Below are 25,561 nucleotides of genomic sequence, written 5' to 3'. Positions count from 1 at the left end.
CGCGGGGTCACACGGCCGCGGTCGACGTCGTCGGGACGAACCGGATGCCGGGGCCCGTGTCGTCCGTGTTGGTCGCAGTCGGACCGGCACCGGGGGCCGCCACCCGCACCTCGGGGATCCGCCGCGGCGACGGACCGATCGGCGGCGTGTCCCGCCACACCGGCTGCGCCTCCTGCAGTTCCAGGACGATGGAGATCAGCGACGCCTCGGACCACGGAACCCCGCCCAGTTGCACCCCGAACGGAATGCCGGTGGCCGCGGACCGGCCCACCGGGGTGCAGACGACCGGTGCCCCCGCGTAGTTGGCCCAGAAGTAGTTCTCCCGTGCACCGGCGAACACGCTCGAATCGGAGAGCGCGTCGCGCCGCACCCCGTCGGTGAGGGAGCCGGGACGCAGAATCGCATCCAGCCGGTGCTCGGCGAACATCCGGTTGTAGTCGTGCTGGAAGCGCAGCCGTGCGCGTTCGAGAGCGAAGTAGTCCGCGACAGGCAGGGCGAGGCTCGCCATCGCCGCGGTCGCGGCGAGCGCCGACTCCGGACCGTACGCCGGGAGCCGGTCCGCGAACTGCCGGTGATACGAGCCGAACTCGGCATAATCTCCGCTCAGCAGCCCCTTCGGGACGTCGGGCACGGTCACGTCGACGACCTCGCCGCCCAGCGCGCCGACCAGGTCGAGGAACGCGGAGAACAGGGACCCGATCGGATCGGGCAACTCGTCGGCGACACCGCGCGGCAACCCGAAACGCGTGCCGGACAGTGGGCGTGACCCGCCCGCGGCGGTCAGCGGGTAACCCTCCGCGGGAACGTCCGGACCCACCGACGTGCTGGGATCGTCGACGTCGACGCCCGCCATGTGGCTCAGGAGCAGCGACGCGTCGGCGACACTGCGTCCCATCGGACCGGTGTGATCGCGCGTCCAGGTCAGCGGAATCACCCCGCTGGTGCTGCACCGGCCGAACGTCGGTTTGATCGACGTGATCCCGCACGCGCTCGCGGGAATGCGCAGCGACCCGCCGGTGTCGGTTCCCACCGCACAAGGCGCGAATCGTGCGGCGAGGGCGGCGGCGCTGCCACCGGACGAGCCGCCCGGCGAGTACTCGACGTCCCACGGGTTCCCCACCTGCGGTGTGGCGGTTCCGACGGCGAACTCGTGGGTGTGCGCGTGGCCCATCAGCACCATGCCCGCGTCGCGCAGTTGCCGCCACACCCCGGAATCGCCGGCGGCGATGTTGCCCTCGAGGACGCCGCTCGACGCCGTCACGGGCAGCCCGGCCACCGCGTACAGGTCTTTCAGTGCGATCGGCAATCCGCACACCGGCGGCGCGGACCCTGCCGCCAGCCGCTGCGCGGCCGACTCCGCGGCCTCGTACGCCTGCTCGGGATAGATGCGGATCCACGCCCCGATGCCGCCGTCGTGCGCGGCGCTGCGCGACAGGCACGCATCCAGAAGTTCGCGCGGATGCAGTGCCCGGGACTGCAACAGCGACGCGGCCTCGACCGCGCTGAGGAGAGCCGGATCGGACGCGGTGATCGTGCCAGGAGACGGCAGTCGGAGAGCCGGGTTCGCGGACGCTCCGGCACGCCCCAGTCCGGCAACGGTCACCGCACCCGCGGTCGCGGCGCCGAACAGTTGCCGGCGGGACAGTCGGGTGGTCACAGCGTGTTCTCCTCCGCTCGGCTCGGGTCGAGCGCCGCGTCATTACAGCACGAAAGGTCGGGCCGGGCATGGCGGAGATCGGCCGATCGTGATCGCCTGGGTCACGATCCAGGATCGCTTCGGTCCTTCCTTCCGTTTTGCAACACGTTCTAAGGTGGACGTGCCGGGGTATGCCCCGTGCAGAGCGCCGTGTGCACGGTCGGCGTCGACGCAAATAAGGAAGGAACATTCCACAGTGACCACAGAGGCATTCATTTATGAAGCCATCCGCACCCCGCGTGGCCGCGGAAAGAAGACCGGTTCGCTGCACTCGGTCAAGCCGATCTCGCTGGTCACCGGCCTGATCGACGAGCTCCGCGCCCGTTTCCCCGACCTTGACGAGGATCGCATCTCGGACCTGATCCTCGGCGTCGTCACCCCCGTCGGCGACCAGGGCATGGACATCGCCCGCGTCGCGGTCAACGACGCCGGACTTCCCGACACCGTCGGTGGCGTCCAGCTGAACCGGTTCTGCGCGTCCGGCCTCGAGGCCGTCAACACCGCCGCACAGAAGGTGCGCTCCGGCTGGGACGAACTGGTCATCGCCGGTGGCGTCGAGTCGATGTCCCGCGTGCCGATGGGCTCCGACGGTGGACCGTGGGCGCTCGACCCGGCCACCAACTACGACAACTACTTCGTTCCCCAGGGTGTGGGCGCCGACCTGATCGCCACCATCGAGGGCTTCTCCCGCGAGGACGTCGACGCGTACGCCGTCCGCTCGCAGGACCTCGCCGCGAAGGCGTGGACCGGCGGCTACTTCGCCAAGTCCGTCGTCCCGGTCAAGGACATCAACGGCCTCACCGTCCTCGACCAGGACGAGCACATGCGTCCCGGCACCACACTCGCGAACCTCGCGGGACTCAACCCGTCCTTCGCCGGTGTCGGCGAGATGGGCGGCTTCGACGCCGTGTCGCTGCAGAAGTACCACTGGGTCGAGAAGATCAACCACGTCCACCACGGCGGCAACAGCTCCGGCATCGTCGACGGTGCCGCACTGGTCCTCGTCGGATCCGAGCAGGCGGGCAAGGACATGAGCCTGACCCCGCGCGCCCGCGTCGTCGCGACGGCCACCAGCGGTGCCGACTCCACGATCATGCTCACCGGCCCGACCCCGGCCTCGAAGAAGGTGCTCGCCGCCGCCGGTCTGACCGTCGACGACATCGACCTCTTCGAGATCAACGAGGCATTCGCGTCCGTCGTGCTCAAGTTCCAGAAGGACCTGAACATCCCCGACGAGAAGCTCAACGTCAACGGCGGTGCCATCGCGATGGGTCACCCGCTCGGAGCCACCGGCGCCATGATCACCGGCACCATGATCGACGAGCTCGAGCGTCGCAACGCCCGGTACGCCCTCATCACCTTGTGCATCGGCGGCGGTATGGGCGTCGCCACCATCATCGAGCGCGTCTGACCGCCCGGACCATCAGGAGACTTGAAGCAGTGAGCGAGCAGAACATCATCAACTGGGAGCAGGACGCCGACGGCATCGTCGTGCTCACCATCGACGATCCCAACCAGGGCGCGAACACCATGAACGACGCCTACATCTCCTCGATGAAGGCGACCGTCGACCGCCTCGTCGACGAGAAGGACTCCATCACCGGTGTCGTCATCACGTCCGGCAAGAAGACGTTCTTCGCCGGCGGCGACCTGAAGAACATGATCAAGGTCGGCCCGGAGAACGCCGACGAGATCTACAGCCACAGCGTCGCCATCAAGTCGGACCTGCGCCGCCTCGAGACGCTCGGCAAGCCCGTCGTCGCCGCCATCAACGGGGCCGCGCTCGGCGGCGGACTCGAGATCGCGCTGGCCACGCATCACCGCGTCGCCGCGGACGTGAAGGGCGTCAAGATCGGCCTGCCCGAGGTCACCCTCGGTCTGCTGCCCGGCGGCGGTGGCGTCGTGCGCACCGTCCGCATGCTCGGCCTGCAGAACGCGCTCATGCAGGTGCTGCTCCAGGGTCAGCAGCGTGGACCGGTGCAGGCCAAGGAGGTCGGACTCGTCGACGAGGTCGTGTCCTCGGTCGAGGAGCTGGTGCCCGCCGCGAAGGCGTGGATCAAGGCCAACCCCGAGGGCGGCGTCCAGCCGTGGGACAAGAAGGGCTACCGGATCCCCGGCGGCACCCCGTCCACCCCGGCGTTCGCAGCCAACCTGCCCGCGTTCCCCGCGAACCTGCGCAAGCAGCTCAAGGGTGCTCCCATGCCGGCACCGCGCGCCATCATGGCCGCCGCCGTCGAGGGCTCGCAGGTCGACATCGACAACGCGCTCCTCATCGAGGCCCGCTACTTCACGTCGCTGGTCACCGGCCAGGTCGCGAAGAACATGATCCAGGCGTTCTTCTTCGACCTGCAGGCCATCAACTCCGGCGCCTCCCGCCCCGAGGGCATCGAGAAGACCCCGATCACCAAGGTCGGTGTGCTCGGTGCCGGAATGATGGGCGCGGGCATCGCCTATGTGTCCGCGAAGGCCGGCTTCGACGTCGTCCTCAAGGACGTCACCATCGAGGCCGCCAACAAGGGCAAGGCGTACTCCGAGGGCATCGAGGCCAAGGCCCTCTCGCGTGGCAAGACCACCGAGGAGAAGTCGAAGACGCTGCTCGACCGCATCACGCCGACCGCCGACCCCGCCGACTTCGCCGGTGTCGACTTCGTCATCGAGGCCGTGTTCGAGTCGCAGGACCTGAAGCACAAGGTGTTCCAGGAGATCGAGGACATCGTCGAGCCGACGGCCCTGCTCGGCTCGAACACGTCGACCCTGCCGATCACCGGGCTGGCGACGGGTGTGAAGCGTCAAGAGGACTTCATCGGAATCCACTTCTTCTCCCCCGTCGACAAGATGCCGCTCGTCGAGATCATCCGCGGCGAGAAGACGTCCGACGAAGCCCTCGCGCGCGTCTTCGATTACGTGCAGGCCATCCGCAAGACGCCGATCGTCGTCAACGACTCGCGTGGCTTCTTCACCTCGCGCGTCATCGGCACGTTCATCAACGAGGCCATCGCCATGCTGGCGGAGGGCATCGAGCCCGCCACCATCGAGCAGGCAGGCATGCAAGCCGGCTACCCGGCGGCACCGCTGCAGCTGTCCGACGAGCTGAACCTCACGCTGATGCAGAAGATCCGCAAGGAAACCGCGGAAGCTGCGAAGGCCGAAGGCAAGGAACTGCCCGCCGATCCGGCAGGCGACGTCATCAACACGATGGTCGACAAGTTCGACCGCAAGGGCAAGCTCGGCGGCGCCGGCTTCTACGACTACGCCGACGGCAAGCGCACCGGCCTGTGGTCCGGTCTCCGGGAGAACTTCGGTTCCAAGGAACTCGAGGTGCCGTTCCAGGACCTCATCGAGCGCATGCTGTTCATCGAGGCCATCGAGACGCAGAAGTGCTTCGACGAAGGCGTGCTCCTCACCACCGCCGACGCCAACATCGGCTCCATCATGGGTATCGGCTTCCCCGCCTGGACCGGCGGTGTGTCGCAGTACATCCAGGGCTACGAAGGCGGCCAGGCCGGCTTCGTCAAGCGCGCTGAAGAACTCGCCGCCAAGTACGGTGAGCGCTTCACCCCGCCGGCCTCACTGAAGTAGCAGGCGGCTCCGCCGCCCGTGCGTGGTTAGGGAGTCTCTGGACTCGTTAACCACGCACGGGCTGAGTTATCCCCAACCTGTGGGTTATCCACAGGGCAATCCATTTCCCCAGGTGCGACACCGAGACCCGTCGGGGGTCTCGGTGACCGTGCCCGGTATGACCTCTACACAATTCGCCGCCCTGAAAGATGTCGCCGACGCGCAGTTCGGCCTGATCACCCACACGCAACTCCACGCCCTCGGGTTTCCCCGCAGCAGGGTCCGGCACCGCGTCGAATCCGGTCGATGGCAAGCTGTGCTCCACGGTGTCTATTCGGTGAGCAACGGACCGATCACTCGTGAGATGTCGCTGGAAGCCGCGCTGCTCTTCGGAGGCAAGGGCGCAGTCCTCAGCCACCACACGGCCGCCGAGGAATGGCACATGATTCGTGTCGATCCGGCACGCCCCGTGCACATCACTGTTCCTTACGGAAGATCGGCTATCACCCAGCCTCCGACCGTTGTCGGTGCGGGCCTCGCGTCGGTCAGTCTGTGCCACCGGGAAGGAACTGTCGTGCATCCGGGAGTCGTCGTGCACCGGTCGAGGGCGCACGATTACATCGCCGTCGACACGGATCCGCCTCGGACGACGCGAGCCGACACTGCGCTCGACCTCGCGATCGCCGAGCCCACGGCACGGGACGCCTACACCCGGCTCGTCGCTCTCGTGACCAATGCCCGGATCCCACTGCGCGACATTCGACGACGCATGGGGGAGCGACGACCGCGTCGGTACGGCAAGGCGCTCGTGGATGCGGTACGACTGCTCGCCGACGGAGTGCAGTCGGTGCTCGAATACCGCTACGCCACCGACGTCGAGGACGCGCACGGGCTTCCTCGGGCGCGGCGGCAGTCACCCGTGGTCGTGGATGGGCGCACCCTGTTCGAGGACTGCGACTACTCCGACCACGGTGTGCCGCTCATCGTGCGACTCGACGGTCGCCGCGCGCATGCCATGGCAGAGGTCGCGTTCCGGGACCGTCGACGCGACAACGCCGCGGAGCTGCAGGGGCGTCCACGGCTCGTCTACGGGTTCGACGAGGTGACGAAGAATCCGTGTGTGGTGGCCCGTGAAGTGGAGACCGTGCTCGTGCGGGAGGGGTGGATCAGGCCCGGCGAGAGGCCGTGCCCGGCTTGTGAGTGGTCAAGGAGTGCAGCGACTCCTTAACCACTCACGGGCGGCGGAGCCGCCTACTTCCACCAGGGACGCAGCGGCACATGCGCCTCGCCCTTGGGGCCGAGCTTGACGGCGAGGACCTGGTGCAGCTGAACGACGTTGCGTTCGAAGCCCAGTCGCGACCCGGCCATGTAGAGACCCCAGACACGTGCGGTGCCTTCACCGACCTCGGCGACGCAGGCATCCCAGTTGTCGACGAGGTTCTGGCACCATCCGGCGAGGGTGAGTGCGTAGTGCTCGCGCAGATTCTCCTCGTGCCGCACCTCGAGTCCGACGTTCTGGATTTCGGAGATGATGCGTCCGGAGCCGGTGAGTTCGCCGTCGGGGAAGACGTACCTGTCGATGAAGCCGCCTGCGCGTGCCTGACTCTGGTTGTCGGGCCGGGTGATGCAGTGGTTCAGCAGCCGGCCGCCCTCGCGGAGCTTGCTCTGCAGCAGCCCGAAGTAGGCGGGGTAGTTGCCGACGCCGATGTGCTCGGTCAGGCCGATCGACGAGATGGCGTCGAATCCGGTCTCGGGGACGTCGCGGTAGTCGGAGAACCGGACCTCGGCGAGGTCGGACAGTCCTTCTTCGGCGATGGCCTTCTGTGCCCATTCGGCCTGTTCGCGGGACAGGGTGGCGCCGATGACCTTGACGCCGCGGCGGGCGGCGTACCGGACCATCGATCCCCAGCCGCAACCGATGTCGAGCAGTCGGTCGCCGGGCTGGAGGCCGAGCTTCTCGAACACGAGGCGGTACTTGTTGTCCTGTGCCTCTTCGAGGGTCTGCTCGGCGTTCTCGTAGCAGGCGCACGTGTACGTCATGGACGGGCCGAGGACATACTCGTAGAAGGTGTTCGAGACGTCGTAGTGGTGGTGGATGACCTCGGCGTCACGGGACTTGGAGTGCCGCAACCCTTCCGCGACTCGACGCCACCGCGGGAGATGCTCCTGCGGGGGAGGGGCGATGGGGCGCAGCAGATCCCAGCCGAGCGAGCGCGTGATGGCGGCGAGAGTGAGCGCGGACGGACGACGAAAGTGCAGTTCGTCGCCCATCACGCGGAGGATCTCGTACGGGTCGCCGGGGTGGACGCCGCGGGCCTCGAGGTCGCCGGACACGTAGGCCCGGGCCATGCCGAGGTCGCCGGGGGCGGTCGCCAGGTAAGTGGTGCCCCGGGTGGTCTTGAGGTGAAGACCGTAGGGGGCGTCCTCCGGGCCGGCGGCGCTGCCGTCGTAGGCGGAGAACCGCAGGGGGAGCATGCCGTCGGACAGAGTTTCGAGAATCTCTGCGATGGTCAGCTTGTGGTCTTGGGAGTGTGAAGCTTTCAGAGTTGTCATCGACGTTGCACCGCCTTGGAGAAAAGGTCCAGTAATCGTGATTTCGGGTCGTAGCGTTTTTTCAGTTCCGTGTATCGATCGCCGCCGTAGTAGAGACGTTCGAAATCTTCTCGTGAATAGTACGAATCGGAGTAGAGGGACTTGTGTCCGTCGAAGTCACTGACCTTGTCTTCGATCAGCCGATTCGCGGCCCCCTCGGGTCGGCCCGGAACGATGGGCACCGATGACCAGAATCCGATGTTCACGTACGTGCGTTTCGGTTCGAGGGGGTACAGGGGCCAGGGGCGTTGCGAGGACGCGCCGGCGGGGGCGGGTTCCCGCAACCGCAACGGGCACAGCCACAGCGGTTCGATGGGGATCTCGTCGAGGAACCAGCGGACGAAGTCCGCGGTGCGCTCGATGGGCACTTCGACGTCCTGCACGACGCGTTCGCGCGGCGGGTTGCCCTTGCGCTTCTCGAGGCGGTCGCCGATGTCGTACTTGTGGTCGAGGGCGATGAGCTTCCAGTAGAAGCTGCTGCGGAGGAGGTTCTTCGGCCACAGCCGGCGGATGGTGGGGTTCTGGGCGCCGAAGGCGCGCGAGCACCAGAACCAGTCGGTGTCCCAGCGCCACAGGTAGTCTCGGATGGTGAGTTTGTCCGTTTTGGGGTGGTTCACGGAACTGTGCCGGATGGACCGGTAGAAGATGCTCTGCCCGGTGTAGTCGCTGACGGGGCCGCCCTCGTCGGTCTGATGGCCCAGCGTCAGGTAACTCTCGGACGCGGTGAACACGACGCCGTCCAGGTAGTCGACGGGGATGGCGTCGTGGACGCGCTCGGTGACGATGCGATCCATCGCCGACTGCAGCTCGTCCAGGGAGTCGAAACGCAGATGGCGCAGTGCCACATACCGTTTGACGGGCTCGAGCTGGATGCGCAGTCGTGTGGAGTAGCCGAGGGTTCCGTAGGAGTTGGGGAATCCCCAGAACAGGTCGGAGTTCTCGCCTTCCGGTGTCGCGGTGACGATGTCGCCGCTGCCGGTCAGGACGTCGATCTCGAGGACCGATTCGTGGGGGAGCCCGTTGCGGAACGACGTCGACTCGATGCCGAGGCCGGTGACCGCGCCGCCGAGTGTGATGGTCTTGAGCTGCGGAACCACCAGCGGCACCAGCCCGTACGGCAGGGTGGCGTCCACCAGGTCTTCGTACGTGCACATTCCGGCGACATCCGCGGTCCGGGCCTGCTCGTCGACCGAGATGACTCCGCCGAGGCCGGAGACGTCGAGGCCGGGTGCGCTGGTCTGGGCCCGCGCCCGGAACAGGTTGGACGTCTTCTTCGCGAGTCGCACGGTGGCGTCCGTGGGAATCGCGCGGTAGGACGCGAGAAGCCGTTCGACGCCGGCGCGGTGAGCGTCGATCCCGGTGACGGGCAGAGTGCGATGCGCACGGAAGGGGCGTCCACCCTCCCGCATGCTTTTCAGTAGTTCAACCGAAGAGGCAGCCACACCCTGACGCTATCCCTCTCCGCGGGTTCAGGCCACGCATATCGGCGCGGTCGACCGAAGATTCACACAAATGTCTCATCAATGTGCGGGTCGTGACCACGTCGAAGTGAGCTACCTCACAATAGATTGCCACGTCATCGCCCGGACTCGCGGACGGAAGGCAGGATGAGAGGAGGAAGCAGTTTCGTACAAATCGTACAAGAGGAGTCAGAACAGTGGGCCAGGTCAGCGCGAGCAGTTCGATCACCGTCGCAGCCACACCGGAGAAGGCGCTCGCGGCTTTGACGGACTACGAGACGGTGCGTCCGCGCATCCTCTCGGAGCAGTACCTGGACTACCGCGTCCTCGAGGGCGGGCAGGGCGGCGGCACCGTCGCGCAGTGGACGTTGAAGGCCACCGAGAAGCGGTCCCGTGACATCAAGGCCACGGTCACCGTGGCGGGCAACACGATCACCGAGACGGACGCGAACTCGTCGCTCGTCACCACCTGGGTCGTCGCCCCGAGCGGCAGCGGTTCGACGGTCACCACGACCACCGAGTGGAAGGGCGCGGGCGGCATCGGGGGCTTCTTCGAGAAGACGTTCGCCCCGCTGGGTCTGAAGAAGATTCAGGGGCAGGTGCTGGCGAACCTGGAGCGCGAACTCGCCTGACGCGACGCCGGTTCGCTCCGGCGCCGTCGTGGTGAGTCCCACGACGGCGTCGGCGCCGGACCGCGCTGACGGTCACGGTCTACTCTGGCAGGGGAAACAGCAGAAAGGACCACGTCAGTGCAACCAGGTGGACAACCCGACATGTCGCAGCTCCTCGCGCAGGCACAGCAGATGCAGCAGCAGCTGATGGCCGCTCAGCAGGAGATGGCCGAGGCCGAGGTCACCGGGCAGGCCGGTGGCGGACTCGTGACCGCGACGGTCAAGGGGACAGGTGAAGTGGTCGGTCTGAAGATCGATCCGAAGGTCGTCGATCCCGACGACGTGGAGACTCTGCAGGACCTCGTGATCGGTGCGATCGAGGACGCGTCGAACAAGGCGCAGGAGATCGCGGCGCAGAAGCTCGGTCCGCTCGCGGGTGGATTCGGTGGGGGAGGCCTGCCCGGTCTCCCCGGTTTCTAGAGGCGCGGCGTGTACGAAGGTCCGGTTCAGGATCTGATCGACGAGCTCGGCAAGCTGCCCGGCGTCGGGCCGAAGAGCGCACAGCGCATCGCGTTCCACCTGCTCAGCGTCGAGCCGCCGGAGATCGACCGGCTCAAGAATGCGCTGCAGCGGGTGCGCGACGGCGTCCAGTTCTGCGTGGTGTGCGGCACGGTCTCCGACAAGGAGCACTGCCGCATCTGCGCCGATCCGCGCCGTGACCGCACGGTGATCTGTGTGGTCGAGGAGCCGAAGGACGTCCAGGCCGTCGAGCGCACGCGCGAGTTCAAGGGCCGCTATCACGTCCTGGGCGGCGCGCTGGATCCGCTGTCCGGGGTGGGCCCCGATCAGCTCCGTATCCGGGAGTTGCTCGCGCGCATCGGCAATCAGGAGGACGGCGTCGACGTCTCCGAGGTGATCATCGCGACCGACCCCAACACCGAGGGGGAGGCCACCGCGACGTATCTGGTGCGGATGCTGCGGGACTTCCCCGGGCTGACGGTCAGCCGGCTCGCGTCGGGTCTGCCGATGGGCGGCGACCTCGAGTTCGCCGACGAGCTCACGCTGGGCAGGGCGTTGTCGGGGAGACGCACGCTGTGACGTCGGATCCGGGCACTGCCGCGCCGGTGAAGCGGACGGCCGAGCAGTCGCGGTCGCTGATCGTCGACGCGGCCGGTCGGGCGTTTGCGACGCGTCCGTACCGGGAGATCACGCTCAAGGACATCGCCGAGGACGCCGGGGTCAGCGCACCGCTGATCATCAAGTACTTCGGGTCGAAGGAGCAGTTGTTCGACGCGCTCGTCGATTTCCGCGCGGCCGCGGAGATCGTGTTCAGCGGTCCGCTGGACGGTCTCGGTGAGCGGATGGTGTCGATGTTCGCGCGGCCGCTCGAGCCGTACAAGCCGCTGTCGTTGAACATTCTGTTCATGAGTGGGCCGAGCGAGGAGAGCAGCCGCAAGCTCCGCGCCAACTATTCGGCGCAGATGATCGACGCGCTGGCCGAACGACTGCCCGGGCCGAATGCCCGGCTGCGCGCCGAACTGGTGATGTCGATGCTGACGGGTCTCGCCGTCATGCGTCGCAAGATGATGCAGGAGCACGCGACGGGCACCCCGGAAGAGGTGGTGGCGCACTACGCCCCGCTGGTGCAGGAGTTGCTCGACGGCTGAGGGCGGATTGTCCGGCTTGCGGGGTAAATGGTTGTTCACCTAATCTGGTGAACAACCATTTACCAGCTGTGCAAGGGGTGACGCTTGACGATCTCGTTGCCGCGCCCACTGTCGGCGCTTGCGGATCAGCCGGTCGCACCGCCGGACTCTGCCGGCGGATCGCGTTACCTCTTCCCGATTCTCGCGTTCGCGGGCGTGTTCCAGGCCGTCCTGCAGACGGTCATGGTGCCCCTCCTGCCCAGCATGCCGACGTTCACCGGCGCGAGTCAGACGTCGGTGTCCTGGCTGATCACCACCACCCTCCTGGTCGGCGCGGTCGTCACCCCGATCTTCGGCAGGCTCGCCGACATGTTCGGCAAGAAGCGGATGCTTCTCGTCGCCTTCGTCTTCATGACGCTCGGAGCGTTGATCTGCGCCGTGACGTCCGACATCGCGTTCCTGATCTTCGCGCGGGGACTGCAGGGGGCAGGTGCCGCCGTCATCCCGGTCGGAATCTCGATCCTCCGCGACGAATTGCCGCGGGAGAAGGTCAACGGCGCCATCGCCATGATGAGCTCGACCCTCGGGATCGGCACGGCGCTCGGACTGCCGTTCGCGGCCTCCGTCGCCGAGTACTCCAACTGGCACGTCCTCTTCTGGGTCATCGCGGGAATCGGGCTTGCGGTCACCACGGCCGCGGTGCTGTTCATCCGCGAGTCCGAGGTGCGGTCTGGCGGGCGGTTCGACGGCGTCGGCGCCGTCGGTCTGACCGCGGCCCTCGTCTGCCTGCTCGTGCCGATCACGCAGGGCAGCTCGTGGGGCTGGGGAAGTCCCGCGGTGCTGGGCATGTTCGCGTCCGCGGTGTTCCTGTTCGCGTTGTGGGGACATCAGCAGCTGCGCAACCGGAACCCGCTCGTGGACCTGCGGGTGTCGGCGCGAAGGTCGGTGCTGCTGCCGCACGTCACGGCGCTTCTCGTCGGGTTCGCGTTCTACGGAAACGCTCTCATCACCACACAGTTGCTGCAGGCGCCCCGCGGAGACGCCGGCTACGGCCTGACGATCCTCCAGGCCGCGGTGTGCCAGCTGCCGACGAGTCTGTCGATGATCGTCTTCGCGCAGGTCGGCGCCCGGGTGTCCGAACGCTACGGGTCGAAGGTGACGATCCTGTCGGGCGCGATCTGTCTTGTCCTCGGCTACGCGCTGCACACCGTGCCGCACAAGGAATTGTGGATGGTGATCGCGGCGCTCGGTGTCGCGGCCGTCGGCACCGCGCTGGTGTACAGCACACTGCCGATGCTGATCGTGCGGGCCGTGCCGTCCACGCAGATGGCCGCGGCCAACGGCGTCAACGTCCTGCTGCGGACGATGGGTACCACCATGTGCAGCGCGGTGGTCGCGACGGTCCTGGCGGCGAGCATGGTGGGCGGTGTCGCCTCGGCCGCCGGATTCTCGATCGCCTACGGGGTGTGCGCCGTGCTGGCTGTCCTCGTGTTCGCGGTCTCCCTGGCCCTGCCGGGGCACGATCGGATGAAGAAAAGTCCGGTAGAGCCTCTTGTGACGTAGATCACTCGCGTGTATCGTCAGTGATGCGGATCGAGGAAATGTACCTGTGAGCAGAGAAAACTCGAGAAGCAGAGATCCGGCCGAGAATGCAGAAGCATTCCCGGCCGAACCCCTGTCTGGGGTCTTTACTCCTCCATCGATTCCGCGATCTGCTTGATGGCGGCCAGCCGGCGATCCCACTCGGCGCCGATCCGTTCCAGCGTCCGCGCCGTCTTGTTGAGCTCGGCGCCCAGCGCGCGGTAGCGGATCTCGCGGCCCACCTTCACCGACTCCACCAGTCCGCAGGCCTGCAGCGCATTCAGATGCTTTGCGATGGCCTGCCGCGACACCGGAAGCCGGGTGGCGAGCGACGACGCCGACTGGTCGGCCCGCCCGAGTTCGGTGAGGATCTCCCAGCGGGTCTCGTCGGACAGCGCCGCGAACACCGAGGCCAGTTCGGCGTACGTGCCCACTGTCATGCCTTCACGCCGTGCAGGTACGCGACCAGTTCGTCGAGTTCGGCGTGCCAGCCCTGGACGTTGCCCTCGCGGGCCCGCTTCTGGTCGGCGACGTCGCGGTCGAGGGTGTCGAACCCGGTCTCGACGACGGTCAGTTCGGTGCCGGCCGCGTGCTCGGACAGCGTGAACCGCACCAGGGTGGAGTTGCCGATCACCGGGTCTGCTTCCATGTCGGCGGCCCAGCGGAAGCCGAACGCGTTCGGTTCGTCGACCTCCGTGACGACGGCGCGGGCGGTGCCGTGCTCGTCCCAGGTGAAGGCGGCCTTGCCGCCGACGCTGAGGTCGAGCGACGTGCGCTGCCCGAACCACTGGCTGATCTTGTCGGGATCCGTGATCGCCGCCCACACCGCCGATCTCGGGGCGTTCACGACAACGGTCCGGGTGATGCTGCTCGATGCGTCCATGGTGGGCCACCTTTTCGACGACGGTTGATGTGCAACTCCATGGTTGCACTCTTTCCAACGTTCTGCAACCCTTCGGTTGCGCACCGCAGGTGAGTGCCGATGTGTGCCCGGGGGCGCGTTCTCACTCACATGGGTTATCCACAGGCTGTGGAAAAAATGGTTGGGAGGGGCGGTTCCTGTCGGGGCGGGCCGACACCGTTCCGGGCATGGAACACGACTCATGGCAGTCCATTCTCGACGCCCAGGACGGCGTCGTCACCACGGCACAGCTCCGGGCGCACGGCGTCAGTGCCACAGCACTCCGGCATCGTGTGGTGTCCGGCCAGTGGCTGCGGGTGCTGCCGCGCGTCATCGCGGTCACCAACGGTCCGCTCACCCGCCCGATGGCCCTCTCCGCCGCACTCCTGTACGGCGGCCGGGCGATCCTGAGTCACCGGACCGCGGCCGAGGAATGGGGACTGCTCCGCGTCGACGACCCGTCGGCGCCGATCCACATCACCGTCCCCTACAACTGCTCTGCGGTGAATCAGGGGCCGACTGTCCGCTCACCCGGCAGTCCGCGCCCGACCTCGGTCGGCAACGCACTCGTTCATGGTGGCGTCGTGGTCCATCGGTCCCGCGCGTTCGAGCACATCTCGGTCCCGTTCCGTCGGCCACGGACATCGTTGGCCGACACGGTGATCGACCTCGCGGTGTCCGAGGCCACCCCGCGGGAGGCGGCCCTCCGGTTCATCGAGGCCGCCACGAGTGGCAAGGTCCACGTCGAGGTGCTCCGGCGGAAACTCGAGGTCCGGCGTCCACACCGGTATGCGACCGACATCGCCGACGCCGTGATGCTGCTCGGCGACGGCGTTCAATCGGCCCTCGAACATCGCTACGCACTCGACGTCGAACGGGCACACGGGCTGCCGAGCGGGAAACGTCAGATGCCGCACGTCGTGGACGGCCGGATTCTGTACGAGGACGTCGATTACAGCCCCATGGGTGTGCCGCTGATCGTGCGGCTCGACGGGCAGCAGTATCACAGCGCGCAACAGTCCCGTTTCCGTGACCGTCGGCGCGACAACGCGGCGGAGCTGGCCGACCGTCCACGGCTGGTCTACGGGTGGGATGAGACGACCCGCGACCCCTGCGGGGTATTCGAGGAAGTGCGCCGGGTGTTGGTCCGCGAAGGATGGGCCGACATGTCGCGCCGCTGTCCGGCCTGCCCACGTGAGTGAGAAAGAGTGCCCGGCCACTCTTTCGCACTCACCTGCGGAGGTGAGTGCGAAAGAGTACGGGACGACGCTTTGCCACTCACGTGCCTAGACGCGCAGGCGCTCCCGGCGCAACTGCTCGACCTCGGGCAGGTCGAGGGGCGCGAGCTCGTCGACGCCCAGCGCCCGTTTCAGGAGCAGGTCGGCGAGTTCGGGGTTGCGGGCGAGCGCGGGTCCGTGCATGTACGTGCCGATCACGGAACCCTGGACGACGCCTTCGAGCCCGTCCCCGACGCCGTTGCCGACGCCGTGCGTGACCCGGGCCAGGCCGCGGGCTTCGGCGCCGAGTGTGGTTCCGCCGCGGTGATTTTCGAACCCCGTGAGCGGCTGCGTCAACCCGTCCATCCGTGGTGTCGTGATCACTTCACCGATGGAACGCGTCGCCTGCGGGGACGTGGTGACGTCGAGCATCGAGACGCCGTCGACGCGTTCGCCGCTCGACGTCTCGTACCAGTTGCCGAGCACCTGGATCGCGGCGCAGATCGCCAGGACGGGGGCGCCGCGTTCGGCAGCCTTCTGCAGTCCGGGGTACTTGGCGAGGTGCCGGGTGGCGAGGCGCTGCGCCGAGTCCTCGGCCCCACCGAGCGTGTAGACGTCGAGGGACTCCGGGACCGGGTCGTTCAGCGTGATCTCGACGATCTCCGCGTCGTATCCGCGCATGCGCAGTCGCTGCCGGAGGATCAGGGCGTTGCCGCCGTCGCCGTAGGTGCCCATCACGTCGGGCAGCACCAGGCCGATGCGTACGGTCGAGTCAGACATTGCGCGCCTCCTTCGCGATGGCGGTGTTGAGGTCGCGGAAGGCGGTGTAGTTGGCGAGCACCTCGACGCGTCCGGGCGGGCAGGACGCGATGGCCCGCAACGGGTTCGGGTCGAGCGTGTGCTCGACGCCGGCGTACGTGAGGCGGACGGCCAGGTCGGTGCCGCGTTCGCCGGCGGCCACCACCTTGACGCCCTCGAAGTGCTCGAACCGCACGTCCCACAGCCAGGACAGGTCCTCGCCGTCGGGAACCTGCCCGTTGACGGCGATCACGAGTCCGTCGACGGTGGGGTCGATCATCGACAGCGCTTCCTGCCAGCCGGCGGGATTCTTGGCGAGCAGCATGTGCACGGAGTGCGACCCGACCTCGACGGTGCTGTAGCGGCCTGCGACTTCCTGGACGGTGGCCGCCGCGGCGACGGCGTCCTCCGCCTTCGCGCCCATCGCAACGGCCGCAGCGACGGCCTGCGCGGCGTTGCCGCGGTTGGCGCGTCCGGGCAGGGCGAGGGTCATCGGGATCTTCAGACCGTCGGGCCCGTACAGGTTTTCGTCGTCCAGCCACCAGTCGGGGGTCGGGCGCGCGAAGTCGGAACCCGTGCTGCGCCAGTGCGAGCCCTCCCACACGATGGGTTCACCGGTGCGCGGACAGCTGGCGGCATCGCTGGCCCATCCGCCCCCGGCGGCGACCCAGACGACGTTCTTCGCGTCGTAGGCCACCGAGGTGACGAGGACGTCGTCGCAGTTGGCGATCACGACGGCCTCCGGGTGCGCGGCGACGCAGGCGCGGAGTTTGCGTTCGATCATGTTGATCTCGCCGACCCGGTCGAGCTGGTCGCGGCTGAGGTTGAGCAGAACGAGGGCCTCGGGGTTGACGGCGTCGCTGACGTGCGGGACGTGGAGCTCGTCGACCTCGAGGGCGGCGAGGGGCGCGTGGACGCGGGTGCTGAGCGCCGCGACGATGCCGGCGTCCATGTTGGCGCCGTCCGCCTGTGTCGCGACCTCACCGAGGGTGGAGAGCGCCGCCGCGGTCATCCGGGTGGTGGTGGACTTGCCGTTGGTGCCGGTGATCACCGCGGTGCGTCGGCCGGCGCCGAGCTGCTCCATCAGTGTCGGGTCGATCTTCAGGGCGATCAGTCCGCCGATCATCGAGCCCTTGCCGCGGCCCGCCTTCTGCGACGCCCAGGAGGCCGCCGCCGCTGCGCGCAGGGCGAGCTTGCCGCGCGTCGTGATCCCAGTTCCAGTACTCACTCCGCGAGTTTTGCACAGGGTCCGGTCAGACGCCGACTCGCGCGGGTGCAGGTGAGTGCGAAAGTGTGCTCGGACGCACCCTGCCACGCACCTGGGTGGCGGCGGCACCGGCGATGACGACGGCCCCGCCGATCAGCGACAGGACGCTCGGCTCCTCGTGCAGCACCAGCCAGGACGCCCCGATCCCGACGATGGGAACCAGCAGGGAGAACGGTGCGACCATCCCGGCGGGGTAGCGGCTGAGCAGTGCCGTCCACAGACCCGAGCCCGCGACCGTGCCGAGGATCACGATGTAGGCGAGGCCTGCGAGCGCGAGCGGGCCGTTGCCGTCCAGTGACGACGTCAGGGAGTCCCAGCCCGCCGACGGACCCTCGACGCCGAACGACAGCGCCAGCATCGGCAGCGGCGGAATGACGCACATCCACAGCATCAGGCGCATCGGCTGATCGGACGCGGCCTTGCGGTTGCCGATGTTGCCCAGCGCCCACGACAGTCCCGCGAGCAGCGTCAGGGCCACCGGCAGCAGCGCGGCGTGCTGGGCGCGGTCCCAGCCGATGACTGTCATCCCGGCTATCGCCACCAGCAGCCCGCACACCTGCGTCGGCCGCAGTCGCTCCCGCAGCAGGACCGCGCCGAGGACCACGGTGAACGGCGCCGAGGACTGCAGGACCAGCGACGCCAGCCCGGTGGGCATGCCGACGTGCATGGCCCAGAACAGGAAGGCGAACTGGCCGACGCCGAACCCGAGGCCGTACACCAGCAGCCACTTCAGCGGGACCTGCGGTCGGGGAACGAACAGGATCACCGGGATCGCGATGACGAAGAATCGCAGCGCGGCGAAGAAGAACGGTGGGAAGTGATCGAGGCCCGCGCGAATGGCGAGGAAGTTGAGCCCCCACAGGACGACGACGGTGAGTCCGAGCAGCCGGTCGCGGGAGGTCATGCCTTCCATCGTGAGGGCCGGAAACAATCAGGACAAGCGCATTAAAGTGCACTATCAATGTAGTTTTGCTACATGGATGCGACCCGGTTGCGCGTGCTGCGCGAGCTCGCGGACCGCGGCACGGTGGCGGCGACCGCGCAGGCGTTGTCGATGACGCCGTCGGCGGTGTCGCAGCAGCTCAAGATCCTCTCGCGGGAGGCCGGGGTGACCCTGCTCGAACCCGCCGGCCGCCGGTTGCGGCTCACGGACGCCGGTCAGGCGCTCGTCGTCCGCGCCGACGACGTCGTGGCCGCCCTGGACCGCGCGGCGGCGGAGATGAGCGCCTACCGCGGTTCGCCGCGCGGCCGGGTGCGGGTGGCGCTGTTCCCGTCCGGGGCCGCGCTGCTGCTGCCCGGACTGTTGGACGCGCTCGAAGGCAGTGGGGTGGACGTGCAGGCGCGCGACGAGGACCTGCCCGCCGCCTCGGTGCCCACCCTGCTCGCCGATTACGACGTGGTGCTGACGCATCGCGACGAGCGGGCCCCGGACTCGTCCTCGCCGCGGGTGACGGCTGAACCGCTGATGCGCGAACCCATCGACCTCATCCTGCCGCCCGGCCATCCGCTCGCCGAACAGGATGCGGTCCGCCCGGACCAGTTGGCGGACGAGAGGTGGATCAGTGTGCGCGGCGGGTTCCCCGTCGACGACGTGCTGATGTCGGTGGCCGCCGCGACCGGTGTGCAGCCGCATGTGGTGATGCGCATCAACGACTTCCGGGTCATCGAGGAACTCGTCGCCGGCGGTCACGGCGTGGCCCTGCTGGCCCGCCATGCGGTGACGAGCCGCACGGTGGTGCAGCTGCCGCTCGCCGGGGTGCGCGCGGCCCGGATCTACGAACTGGCCCGGCGGCCGGCAGCCGACGACGTCCCCGCGGTGGCCACGGTGCTGCAGGCGTTCCGGGACGTCGCGTCACGGGTGCGGGACTGACCCCCGACAGCACGAAGGCCCGCACCGGGGCGGGCCTTCGACGGTGACGGTGCGGGTCAGGCCAGCGCCTTGGCCTTCAGCGTCTCGTACTCCTGCTGTGTGATGGTGCCTGCATCGAGCAGGGCCTTCGCGTCCGCGATCTGCTCGGCCGAGGACTTGCCCGCCACGGAACGGATGTAGCTGTCCTGCGCCTGCTTCACCTGCTGCGCGGCCGCCATCGACCGCTGGGCCATGCCGTCGCTCTTGACGATGAGATACACGAGCGCGGTCAGCAGCGGGATGAAGAACAGGAAGACGATCCAGATGGCCTTCGCCCAGCCCGACGTCTTATGGTCGCGGAACAGGTCGGTGATGATGGAGAACAACAGGATCAGGTAGGCCACGAAGCCGAAGGTGACGATGATCACCCAGAGAAAGTCCCAGAAAGAGTCCATTGCAGCGCTCCATTCACAGTCGAATTCACTCTGCGCCGACTATCGCACCGGGCCGGGGCGCCCGCGTCATCCGAAACAGGTGAAATGTGGCCGCTGCCGACCCCGCCCGCGGTCGCGAAACGGCGAACGGCCGCGGCACCGGTAGGTGCCGCGGCCGTTCGGGTGGGGATTACTTGCCTGCTTCGACCGCCCGGCGCATGCCGCGCTCGACCGCACCGATGATGTACGGACGCAGCTCGACGGCCGGGATGACGGCGTCGACGGAGCCGACCCGCTGTGCCCGCTGGATGTTGTGCACGGCCTCGAACTCGGCCGCGACCTCACCGAGCTTCTCGTTGCGCACCGCAGCCTGCTGGGCCGCCAGCTCCACCCGCAGGTGAGCCTGCTGGGCGTCGTTCTGGGCGCCCGCCAGGTTGGCCTCGAGCTCCCGGATCGACGGGTCGGCGGCCACCCGCGAGTTGACCTCGCGAGTGAACACGACGGCCGCGGCGGGGGCACCACCGAGGACCGAGGCGAACGAACCCTCGACCGCCAGCACCTCCATGTTGTCGTTCAGTGCTCCGGAGAACACCACGAACGCGCCACCGTGGTAGCGGGAGACGACGCAGAACACGATCGGGCCGTCGAAATTGACGATGGCGCGGCCGATCTCGGCGCCGTACTCGAGCTGGATGTGCCGCAGCGAGTCCGGGGAACCGTCGAAGCCGGACAGGTTGGCCAGCACGACGAGCGGACGGCTGCCGCTGGCGGCGTTGATCGCCCGGGCCGTCTTCTTCGACGACTGCGGGAACAGCGTTCCCGCGGTCCACTGGTCGGGACCGTTGGCCGGCGACCATCCCTTACGGGCGATGGCCCGCGACTCGATGCCGATGACGCTCACCGGGTAACCGCCGAGGTGCGCGTCGAACACGACGGACGTGTCGGCGTCCGCCATGTCGGCCCACCGCTCCAGCACCGTGTGGTCCTGGTCGACGAGCGAACGCATCACCGTGCGAATGTCGAACGGCTTCTTACGTTCCGGGTTCGTCTCCGCGGAGAAGATGTCGCCGACCGTGGTGAAGTCGCTGGACGGGTGGACGTGCGGGAAGGACCGCACGTCGCGCCCGATCGGGTCGCTGGTCTGCGCCCGGCGCGGGAAGCGTTCTCCGGCAACGACGTACGCGTGGTCGTAGTGCGCGAACAGGATCTCGCACGCGGCGGGCAGGTTCGGCGCCCAGTACTGCGCCTCACCGTTCGGGCCCATCACGCGGTCGTAACCGCCGATGCCGAAGTTGTCCTCGGCCGAGACGCCACCCGAGTAGTCGAGCGAGTTCTTACCGGTGAGCACCATGGCACTGTCCGGCGTCATGACGAGGATGCCCTTGGTGTGCATCAGCATCGTGGCTTCGGCGTTCCAGTACGGCTGCGCACCGACATTGATGCCGGCCACGATCACGTTGACCTCGCCACCGTTCTGCGTGAACGTGATGAGGCGACGCAGGCCGCGGGACACCCAGTCCATGTTCTCGGTGCCGCTGTCCATGGAGATCGTCGCGCCGGACGACAGCGCGAACCACTCGACCGGGACACCCAGCTTCTCGGCCAGGTCGACACCGGCGACGAGGCGGGCGCACTCGGCTTCCGCGACGGTGCCCAGTGCCTTCGTCGGGTCACCGAAGAGCGCGACGCGGGTCATTCCCTCGGGATGCCGGTCGGTGCGGGCCGTGACCAGACCGACGACGAGGCCGGCCTTGTTCTGACCGTACGGACGCTCGACGGGAACCAGCTGGCCCGTCTCGTCCAGGTCGTGCTCGACGAAGCTGCCGTCGCGGCCGGTGAGCAGCGGGATCAGCTCGTACGGGTAGACGGTGCCGCGGGCACGTGAGCTGCGGACCTTCTGCGTGTACGCGTCGAGCGGCTGCAGCGGCTCGGTCGGCGGCTCGGTGACCTTGACGACCACGCCGGCACCGGTGCGGTAGGAGAAGCGCAGAGCCTTCTCCCGCGACTCCGTGCCGGGCTCGCCCTGGAGCCGGGCGATCACGGTGATCTCCTCGAGTCCGGCGCCCGCGGTGAGCGGTGCCGCGACCCGGGCGAACGCCTCGAGGTCCTCGACCGGGACGTCGATCTTCGGCCACACGTACAGCACGACGCGATTGGCGTCGAGCTTGCGCTTGCTGCCGCGCGTGGCCTGCGCCCGGCGGATGCCGTCGAGGCACGACTGCAGCACGCGTTCCGCGGCGGGAACGCCGATGACCTGGCCGTCCTCGTTGCGGACCGGCGTGATGTCGCGGATCTCGGCGAGCGCGATGAGGCGTTCGTCGGTGGGGTTGTCGCGCGAGACCAGGTTGAACAGGAACGTGTCGGCGACCGCGGGGAGGCGGGTGCCGTCGAAGTTCTTCAGGCGCCACAGGTCGAGTCGCTGGCCGGTGAGCGGGTGCATGTCCCGGATCAGCTTCTCTTCCGCCAGGACACCTGCGTCCGGGCGGTACGTGAACTTGCGGACGTCCATGTCGGTTCCGCCGAAGACGGACACCGTGACCCGGCGGCAGGTCGCGGCCAGCGGCAGCGCCGCCAGCGCCTTCCGCAGGTCCTCGGACATGGTGTTCGGGTCGGCGGGCGGTGCGGTCCACGACAGGTAGAGGTCGAGGACGAGGTTGTCGGGGTTCTCCGCGGCGACGGCACCGATCTCGTCGAGCGCACCGGGCAGTTCGGCGTACTCGGCGACGGCCGACACGAGGTTGAGGCGCTCGCCGAGCAGATCGAAGTTGCCGGTGACGAAACGCCGTCCGTTGCGGTCGAAGGACGTGACGTCCTCGAGCGTGCGGATGTCGTAGTAGCGACGGGTGACGACCTCGAGCAGTGGCCCGACGGTCGCGCTCTTGCGTGCGATCCGCTGCCCGAGGAGCTCGGTCAGCGACTGTGGGGTGGCGACCAGGGCCTCGAGGCGTTCCTGGTAGTCGGCGGCGTCGGGACGCTCGGCGAGGTACTCGAGGCTGCCGCGGACACCGTCGTAGACCTGCTCGCGGGCCTTGCGGATCTGCGGCTCGTCGAAGAACCGGAACCGCACGTTGCGGGCGACGTTGCCGATCACCGGGTAACGGACCTGGGTGGCGATGATCAGCCGGTCCAGGACCTCACCGAGTCCGCTGGGTGCGCGGCCGGGAGCGTTCTTTTCGTTCAGCCACCGATCGAGCAAGGCGGCGATGACGGGAACCTGGTTGTCCATGCGCTGCTGCGCGAGGAACAGGCGGTAGACCGCCTCCTCCAGCTCGGCGGTCCGCTCGAGGTCGGTGACGTCGTAGTGACGCAGCGCCCGCGACAGCCGGGTCGTGAACGACTCGGGCAGGCCTTCGAGCTCGACGTCGAGGGTGTGGAGGTAGGTGTGGAAGTGCTCGCGCGGGCTGTGGACGCGCTCGTCACCGTCCTCCTCGGCTGCGGTCGGACGGTTACGTCCGATCTCGCAGATGTCCGCGAACGTGTTCAGCAGGGCGAGCTCCGCCTGCACGAGATCCGGGTCGCCCGCGATCTCGGCGCGCAGCTTCTCGTAATCGGCGAGGAGAACACCGGCCCGCTTCGCGCTGACGTCGTAACCGGTGAGCAGTGCGGCGAGTGCGTCGATCTGCTCGAGGGCATCGGCCCGGGTGTTCCCGTGCGAAGCGGGAGAGCCGAGATCGAATTCGACGCGAGGCGACTTCGGAGCGGTGGACTCCTCGGAGCTCTCCTCGACGCGCAGCAGTGCCGTTCCGGCGTCGACCTGGGAGTTGACCATGGCGAGAACTTCCCGCACCCGGCCTGCGACGGGGGCGCGGACCGCGGTCTCCATCTTCATGCTCTCGAGGACGACCAGCGTGGCGCCGACCTCGACCTCGTCGCCGACGGACACGGGCACCGCGACCACGACTGCGGGAGCCGGTGCGCGGACGACGCCGGCCTCGTCCTGGCTGATCTGGTGGCTGATGCCGTCGACCTCGACGAGGTACTGGGCGCGGCCCGCGACCGAGACGACGTGGTGGCGTCGGTCGCCGATCACCAGGCGGCTCTCGAACTCGCTGAGGCGGTCGACCTCGACCTCGGTCTCGGGGGCGTCCCCGTCGACGCGGTAGCTGTGGGCGCCGACCTGCGTGACGGTGAGTCCGTAGGCCTGGCCCTGGTAGCTGAGCTCCACCTTGCGGCCGATGGCGTGGCCGGCGCGGGGGCGTCCACCGCGAGCGGACGACAGGAACGCCTCACGCTCGAGCTTCTCCTCGGCGTCGTAGACGTCGATGGCGGCGGCGATCAGGGCGACGTCCGCGGTCCGGGACGGGACGTTGGAGGTGCCTGCGTCGGTGCGGTCCAGCCAGCCGGTGTCGGCGGACGCGGAGATGACCTCTTCGCGGTCCAACAGGTCCAGCAGGAACGACTTGGTGGTGGTGCCGCCCTGCAGCACGACCGTGGTCTCGCGGAGAGCGGTGCGCAGACGCGCGAGCGCCTCGGAGCGGTCGCGACCCCAGGCGATGACCTTGGCGACCATCGAGTCGTAGTCGGGCGGGATGACGTCGCCCTGGGCGATGCCGGTGTCGACGCGGAGACCGCTGCCGAGCGGGAACTTGAGCAGCTGCACGGCGCCGGGCGCGGGAGCGAAGCCGTTGGCGGCGTCCTCCGCGTTGAGGCGGGCCTCGACGGCGTGACCGAACTCGGGCGGGCAGTCGCCGACCAGCGGCTCACCGCTCGCGACGAGGATCTGCAGCTTCACCAGGTCGATGCCGGTGGTGGCCTCGGTGATGGGGTGCTCGACCTGCAGGCGGGTGTTGACCTCGAGGAACGTGAACGTCTTCTGCTCGGGCTGGTACAGGTACTCGACCGTGCCGGCGCCGCGGTAGCCGGCGGCGCGCACGAGCTCTGCGGAGACGGTGCGCAGGTGGTTCGACTGCTCGGCGGTGAGGAGCGGGGAGCTGGACTCCTCGATGACCTTCTGGTTCTTGCGCTGGATGGAGCAGTCGCGCACACCGGGAGCCCAGACGTTGCCGAAGTTGTCGGCAATCACCTGTACCTCGACGTGGCGTGCGTCGGTGACCAGTCGTTCGATGAACACGACGGGGTCGCCGAAGGACCGCTGGGCCTCACCCTGGGTGCGTTCGAGCGCGAGTTCGAGTTCGTCCTCCGACCACACCTTGCGGATACCGCGGCCACCACCACCGGAGCGGGCCTTGATGATGAGCGGGTAGCCGATGGCCTGGGCGTGACGGCGGGCGTCGGCGCGGGTGGCGACGGGGCCGCCGCTCCACGGCGCGACCGGGACCTCCACCTTCTCGGCGAGGAGCTTGGCCTCGACCTTGTCGCCCAGCAGGCGCATCGCTTCGGCGGGCGGGCCGATGAACGTGATGCCGAGCTGCTCGCAGACCTCGACGAACGCGGGATCCTCGGCGACGAAGCCCCAGCCGACCCACACGGCGTCGGCCTTGCTCTCGCGCAGCGCGCGGGCCAGCTCGGCGTGATCGAGGTAGGCGGTGCCGGTCTTGACTGTGCGCAAGCACACACCTTCGTCGGCCTGCCGAACGAACATCGCGCGGCGTTCCGCCTCGGTGTGCAGTGCGATCGTGCGGATGCCGTAGTTGTGCTCGGCGTTCAGTTCGCGCACCGCACGAATCAGGCGGACCGCCGCTTCGCCGCGGTTGACTATCGCTATTCGCTTGAACATCTGTTATCGCTCCGTTTCCGTAAAACTCATTGATCCGCAGAGTGTTTCGATGGCCAAGGCCATGTCCGCCGAGGACTGGGTGCCGCCTTCGCGGACACGTGCACCCCTGCACAACCCACTTGACTACCTCCAGGGGCGCCCCGAACGCGATCGTCGGACCTGCGCCATTGCGGGACCGATGCTCGGGGAATGCGAGCATAACGTCGAAAATATGTACCCGCGCGTAACTTCTGCGAGGCCCGGATCTGCTTGTCAAGCGTTCAATGACTTGCGT

20 protein-coding genes are annotated in these 25,561 nt (G+C 68.1%); 10 read left to right on the top strand and 10 right to left on the bottom strand.

Annotation, left to right across the window (positions count from 1 at the left end):
* Nucleotides 1-7: 7 nt before the first annotated feature.
* On the bottom strand, nucleotides 8-1,657 hold the full coding sequence (locus AZG88_RS29915) for an amidase (protein ID WP_005248661.1): 1,650 nt from the start codon (nucleotides 1,655-1,657) through the stop codon (nucleotides 8-10).
* Between the two features lie 235 nt (nucleotides 1,658-1,892).
* Between AZG88_RS29915 and AZG88_RS29910 the strand changes: the two genes are divergently transcribed.
* The 3 genes from AZG88_RS29910 (at nucleotide 1,893) to AZG88_RS29900 (ending at nucleotide 6,482) form a co-directional block, all read left to right on the top strand.
* Complete coding sequence (locus AZG88_RS29910; protein WP_025431690.1) at nucleotides 1,893-3,107, top strand: acetyl-CoA C-acetyltransferase; 1,215 nt, start codon at nucleotides 1,893-1,895, stop codon at nucleotides 3,105-3,107.
* 29 nt (nucleotides 3,108-3,136) lie between these two features.
* A complete protein-coding gene (locus AZG88_RS29905) occupies nucleotides 3,137-5,275 on the top strand; it encodes a 3-hydroxyacyl-CoA dehydrogenase NAD-binding domain-containing protein (protein ID WP_025431691.1) in 2,139 nt (712 codons plus the stop codon).
* Between the two features lie 157 nt (nucleotides 5,276-5,432).
* Nucleotides 5,433-6,482, top strand: coding sequence for a type IV toxin-antitoxin system AbiEi family antitoxin domain-containing protein (locus AZG88_RS29900; RefSeq protein WP_061699950.1), 1,050 nt, complete (start codon nucleotides 5,433-5,435; stop codon nucleotides 6,480-6,482).
* Nucleotides 6,483-6,505: 23 nt separating this feature from the next.
* Here the strand turns inward: AZG88_RS29900 and AZG88_RS29895 are convergent, their stop codons facing one another.
* Nucleotides 6,506-7,807: a class I SAM-dependent methyltransferase gene (locus tag AZG88_RS29895; protein WP_005248649.1), complete on the bottom strand. Its 1,302-nt coding sequence runs from the start codon at nucleotides 7,805-7,807 to the stop codon at nucleotides 6,506-6,508.
* On the bottom strand, nucleotides 7,804-9,255 hold the full coding sequence (locus AZG88_RS29890) for an FAD-binding oxidoreductase (protein ID WP_061699949.1): 1,452 nt from the start codon (nucleotides 9,253-9,255) through the stop codon (nucleotides 7,804-7,806). The genes AZG88_RS29895 and AZG88_RS29890 overlap by 4 nt, the downstream gene beginning before the upstream one ends.
* Before the next feature lie 248 nt (nucleotides 9,256-9,503).
* On the opposite strand from AZG88_RS29890, the gene AZG88_RS29885 reads away from it, so the two are divergent.
* The 5 genes from AZG88_RS29885 (at nucleotide 9,504) to AZG88_RS29865 (ending at nucleotide 13,126) form a co-directional block, all read left to right on the top strand.
* Nucleotides 9,504-9,938 carry an SRPBCC family protein gene (locus AZG88_RS29885; protein ID WP_005248646.1) on the top strand — a complete coding sequence of 145 codons (435 nt, stop codon included), beginning with the start codon at nucleotides 9,504-9,506 and terminating at the stop codon, nucleotides 9,936-9,938.
* 117 nt (nucleotides 9,939-10,055) lie between these two features.
* Nucleotides 10,056-10,397 (top strand): YbaB/EbfC family nucleoid-associated protein, encoded by a 342-nt coding sequence (locus AZG88_RS29880; RefSeq protein ID WP_005248645.1) that lies wholly within the window; start codon nucleotides 10,056-10,058, stop codon nucleotides 10,395-10,397.
* Nucleotides 10,398-10,406: 9 nt separating this feature from the next.
* A complete protein-coding gene (gene recR / locus AZG88_RS29875) occupies nucleotides 10,407-11,015 on the top strand; it encodes a recombination mediator RecR (protein WP_005248644.1) in 609 nt (202 codons plus the stop codon).
* A complete protein-coding gene (locus AZG88_RS29870; RefSeq protein WP_005253374.1) occupies nucleotides 11,012-11,584 on the top strand; it encodes a TetR/AcrR family transcriptional regulator in 573 nt (190 codons plus the stop codon). Before recR ends, AZG88_RS29870 begins: the two co-directional genes overlap by 4 nt.
* 84 nt (nucleotides 11,585-11,668) lie before the next feature.
* Nucleotides 11,669-13,126, top strand: coding sequence for an MFS transporter (locus AZG88_RS29865; protein WP_061041143.1), 1,458 nt, complete (start codon nucleotides 11,669-11,671; stop codon nucleotides 13,124-13,126).
* A gap of 125 nt (nucleotides 13,127-13,251) precedes the next feature.
* On the opposite strand, the gene AZG88_RS29860 is transcribed toward AZG88_RS29865, so the two are convergent.
* Together AZG88_RS29860 and AZG88_RS29855 are read right to left on the bottom strand one after the other, a co-directional pair.
* Complete coding sequence (locus AZG88_RS29860; protein ID WP_005248640.1) at nucleotides 13,252-13,584, bottom strand: ArsR/SmtB family transcription factor; 333 nt, start codon at nucleotides 13,582-13,584, stop codon at nucleotides 13,252-13,254.
* A complete protein-coding gene (locus AZG88_RS29855; protein WP_054248050.1) occupies nucleotides 13,581-14,027 on the bottom strand; it encodes an SRPBCC family protein in 447 nt (148 codons plus the stop codon). The genes AZG88_RS29860 and AZG88_RS29855 overlap by 4 nt, the downstream gene beginning before the upstream one ends.
* 206 nt (nucleotides 14,028-14,233) lie before the next feature.
* On the opposite strand from AZG88_RS29855, the gene AZG88_RS29850 reads away from it, so the two are divergent.
* The gene (locus AZG88_RS29850) at nucleotides 14,234-15,247 is read left to right on the top strand and encodes a type IV toxin-antitoxin system AbiEi family antitoxin domain-containing protein (protein WP_061041145.1); all 1,014 of its coding nucleotides are present in this window, start codon (nucleotides 14,234-14,236) and stop codon (nucleotides 15,245-15,247) included.
* A gap of 84 nt (nucleotides 15,248-15,331) precedes the next feature.
* Here the strand turns inward: AZG88_RS29850 and AZG88_RS29845 are convergent, their stop codons facing one another.
* Genes AZG88_RS29845 through AZG88_RS29835 form a run of 3 tightly spaced genes read right to left on the bottom strand, consistent with a single transcriptional unit; the run spans nucleotide 15,332 to nucleotide 18,231 of the window.
* Nucleotides 15,332-16,042 (bottom strand): type 1 glutamine amidotransferase, encoded by a 711-nt coding sequence (locus AZG88_RS29845; RefSeq protein ID WP_061041146.1) that lies wholly within the window; start codon nucleotides 16,040-16,042, stop codon nucleotides 15,332-15,334.
* On the bottom strand, nucleotides 16,035-17,288 hold the full coding sequence (locus AZG88_RS29840) for a Mur ligase family protein (protein WP_005248635.1): 1,254 nt from the start codon (nucleotides 17,286-17,288) through the stop codon (nucleotides 16,035-16,037). Before AZG88_RS29840 ends, AZG88_RS29845 begins: the two co-directional genes overlap by 8 nt.
* Before the next feature lie 25 nt (nucleotides 17,289-17,313).
* Nucleotides 17,314-18,231, bottom strand: coding sequence for an EamA family transporter (locus AZG88_RS29835; RefSeq protein ID WP_061699948.1), 918 nt, complete (start codon nucleotides 18,229-18,231; stop codon nucleotides 17,314-17,316).
* Nucleotides 18,232-18,303: 72 nt separating this feature from the next.
* On the opposite strand from AZG88_RS29835, the gene AZG88_RS29830 reads away from it, so the two are divergent.
* Nucleotides 18,304-19,197 (top strand): LysR family transcriptional regulator, encoded by an 894-nt coding sequence (locus tag AZG88_RS29830; RefSeq protein ID WP_061699947.1) that lies wholly within the window; start codon nucleotides 18,304-18,306, stop codon nucleotides 19,195-19,197.
* A 56-nt stretch (nucleotides 19,198-19,253) separates the two neighbouring features.
* Here the strand turns inward: AZG88_RS29830 and AZG88_RS29825 are convergent, their stop codons facing one another.
* Nucleotides 19,254-19,631: an SHOCT domain-containing protein gene (locus AZG88_RS29825; RefSeq protein WP_005248631.1), complete on the bottom strand. Its 378-nt coding sequence runs from the start codon at nucleotides 19,629-19,631 to the stop codon at nucleotides 19,254-19,256.
* 169 nt (nucleotides 19,632-19,800) lie between these two features.
* Complete coding sequence (locus AZG88_RS29820; RefSeq protein ID WP_061699946.1) at nucleotides 19,801-25,287, bottom strand: ATP-binding protein; 5,487 nt, start codon at nucleotides 25,285-25,287, stop codon at nucleotides 19,801-19,803.
* Nucleotides 25,288-25,561: the final 274 nt, after the last annotated feature.

The organism is Rhodococcus sp. LB1 (assembly GCF_001583455.1).
GTDB lineage: Bacteria > Actinomycetota > Actinomycetes > Mycobacteriales > Mycobacteriaceae > Rhodococcus_F > Rhodococcus_F opacus.
Note: the sequence above shows the minus strand (reverse complement) of the source record. Positions and strands in the feature narration are given on the sequence as shown.

Coding starts and splice junctions, on each gene's coding strand:
- AZG88_RS29830 (WP_061699947.1), top strand. CDS start 18,304: ATGGATGCGACCCGGTTGCGCGTGCTGCGCGAGCTCGCGGACCGCGGC.
- AZG88_RS29895 (WP_005248649.1), bottom strand. CDS start 7,807: ATGACAACTCTGAAAGCTTCACACTCCCAAGACCACAAGCTGACCATC.
- AZG88_RS29845 (WP_061041146.1), bottom strand. CDS start 16,042: ATGTCTGACTCGACCGTACGCATCGGCCTGGTGCTGCCCGACGTGATG.
- AZG88_RS29890 (WP_061699949.1), bottom strand. CDS start 9,255: ATGCGGGAGGGTGGACGCCCCTTCCGTGCGCATCGCACTCTGCCCGTC.
- AZG88_RS29835 (WP_061699948.1), bottom strand. CDS start 18,231: ATGACCTCCCGCGACCGGCTGCTCGGACTCACCGTCGTCGTCCTGTGG.
- AZG88_RS29900 (WP_061699950.1), top strand. CDS start 5,433: ATGACCTCTACACAATTCGCCGCCCTGAAAGATGTCGCCGACGCGCAG.
- AZG88_RS29825 (WP_005248631.1), bottom strand. CDS start 19,631: ATGGACTCTTTCTGGGACTTTCTCTGGGTGATCATCGTCACCTTCGGC.
- AZG88_RS29860 (WP_005248640.1), bottom strand. CDS start 13,584: ATGACAGTGGGCACGTACGCCGAACTGGCCTCGGTGTTCGCGGCGCTG.
- AZG88_RS29850 (WP_061041145.1), top strand. CDS start 14,234: ATGGAACACGACTCATGGCAGTCCATTCTCGACGCCCAGGACGGCGTC.
- AZG88_RS29855 (WP_054248050.1), bottom strand. CDS start 14,027: ATGGACGCATCGAGCAGCATCACCCGGACCGTTGTCGTGAACGCCCCG.
- AZG88_RS29820 (WP_061699946.1), bottom strand. CDS start 25,287: ATGTTCAAGCGAATAGCGATAGTCAACCGCGGCGAAGCGGCGGTCCGC.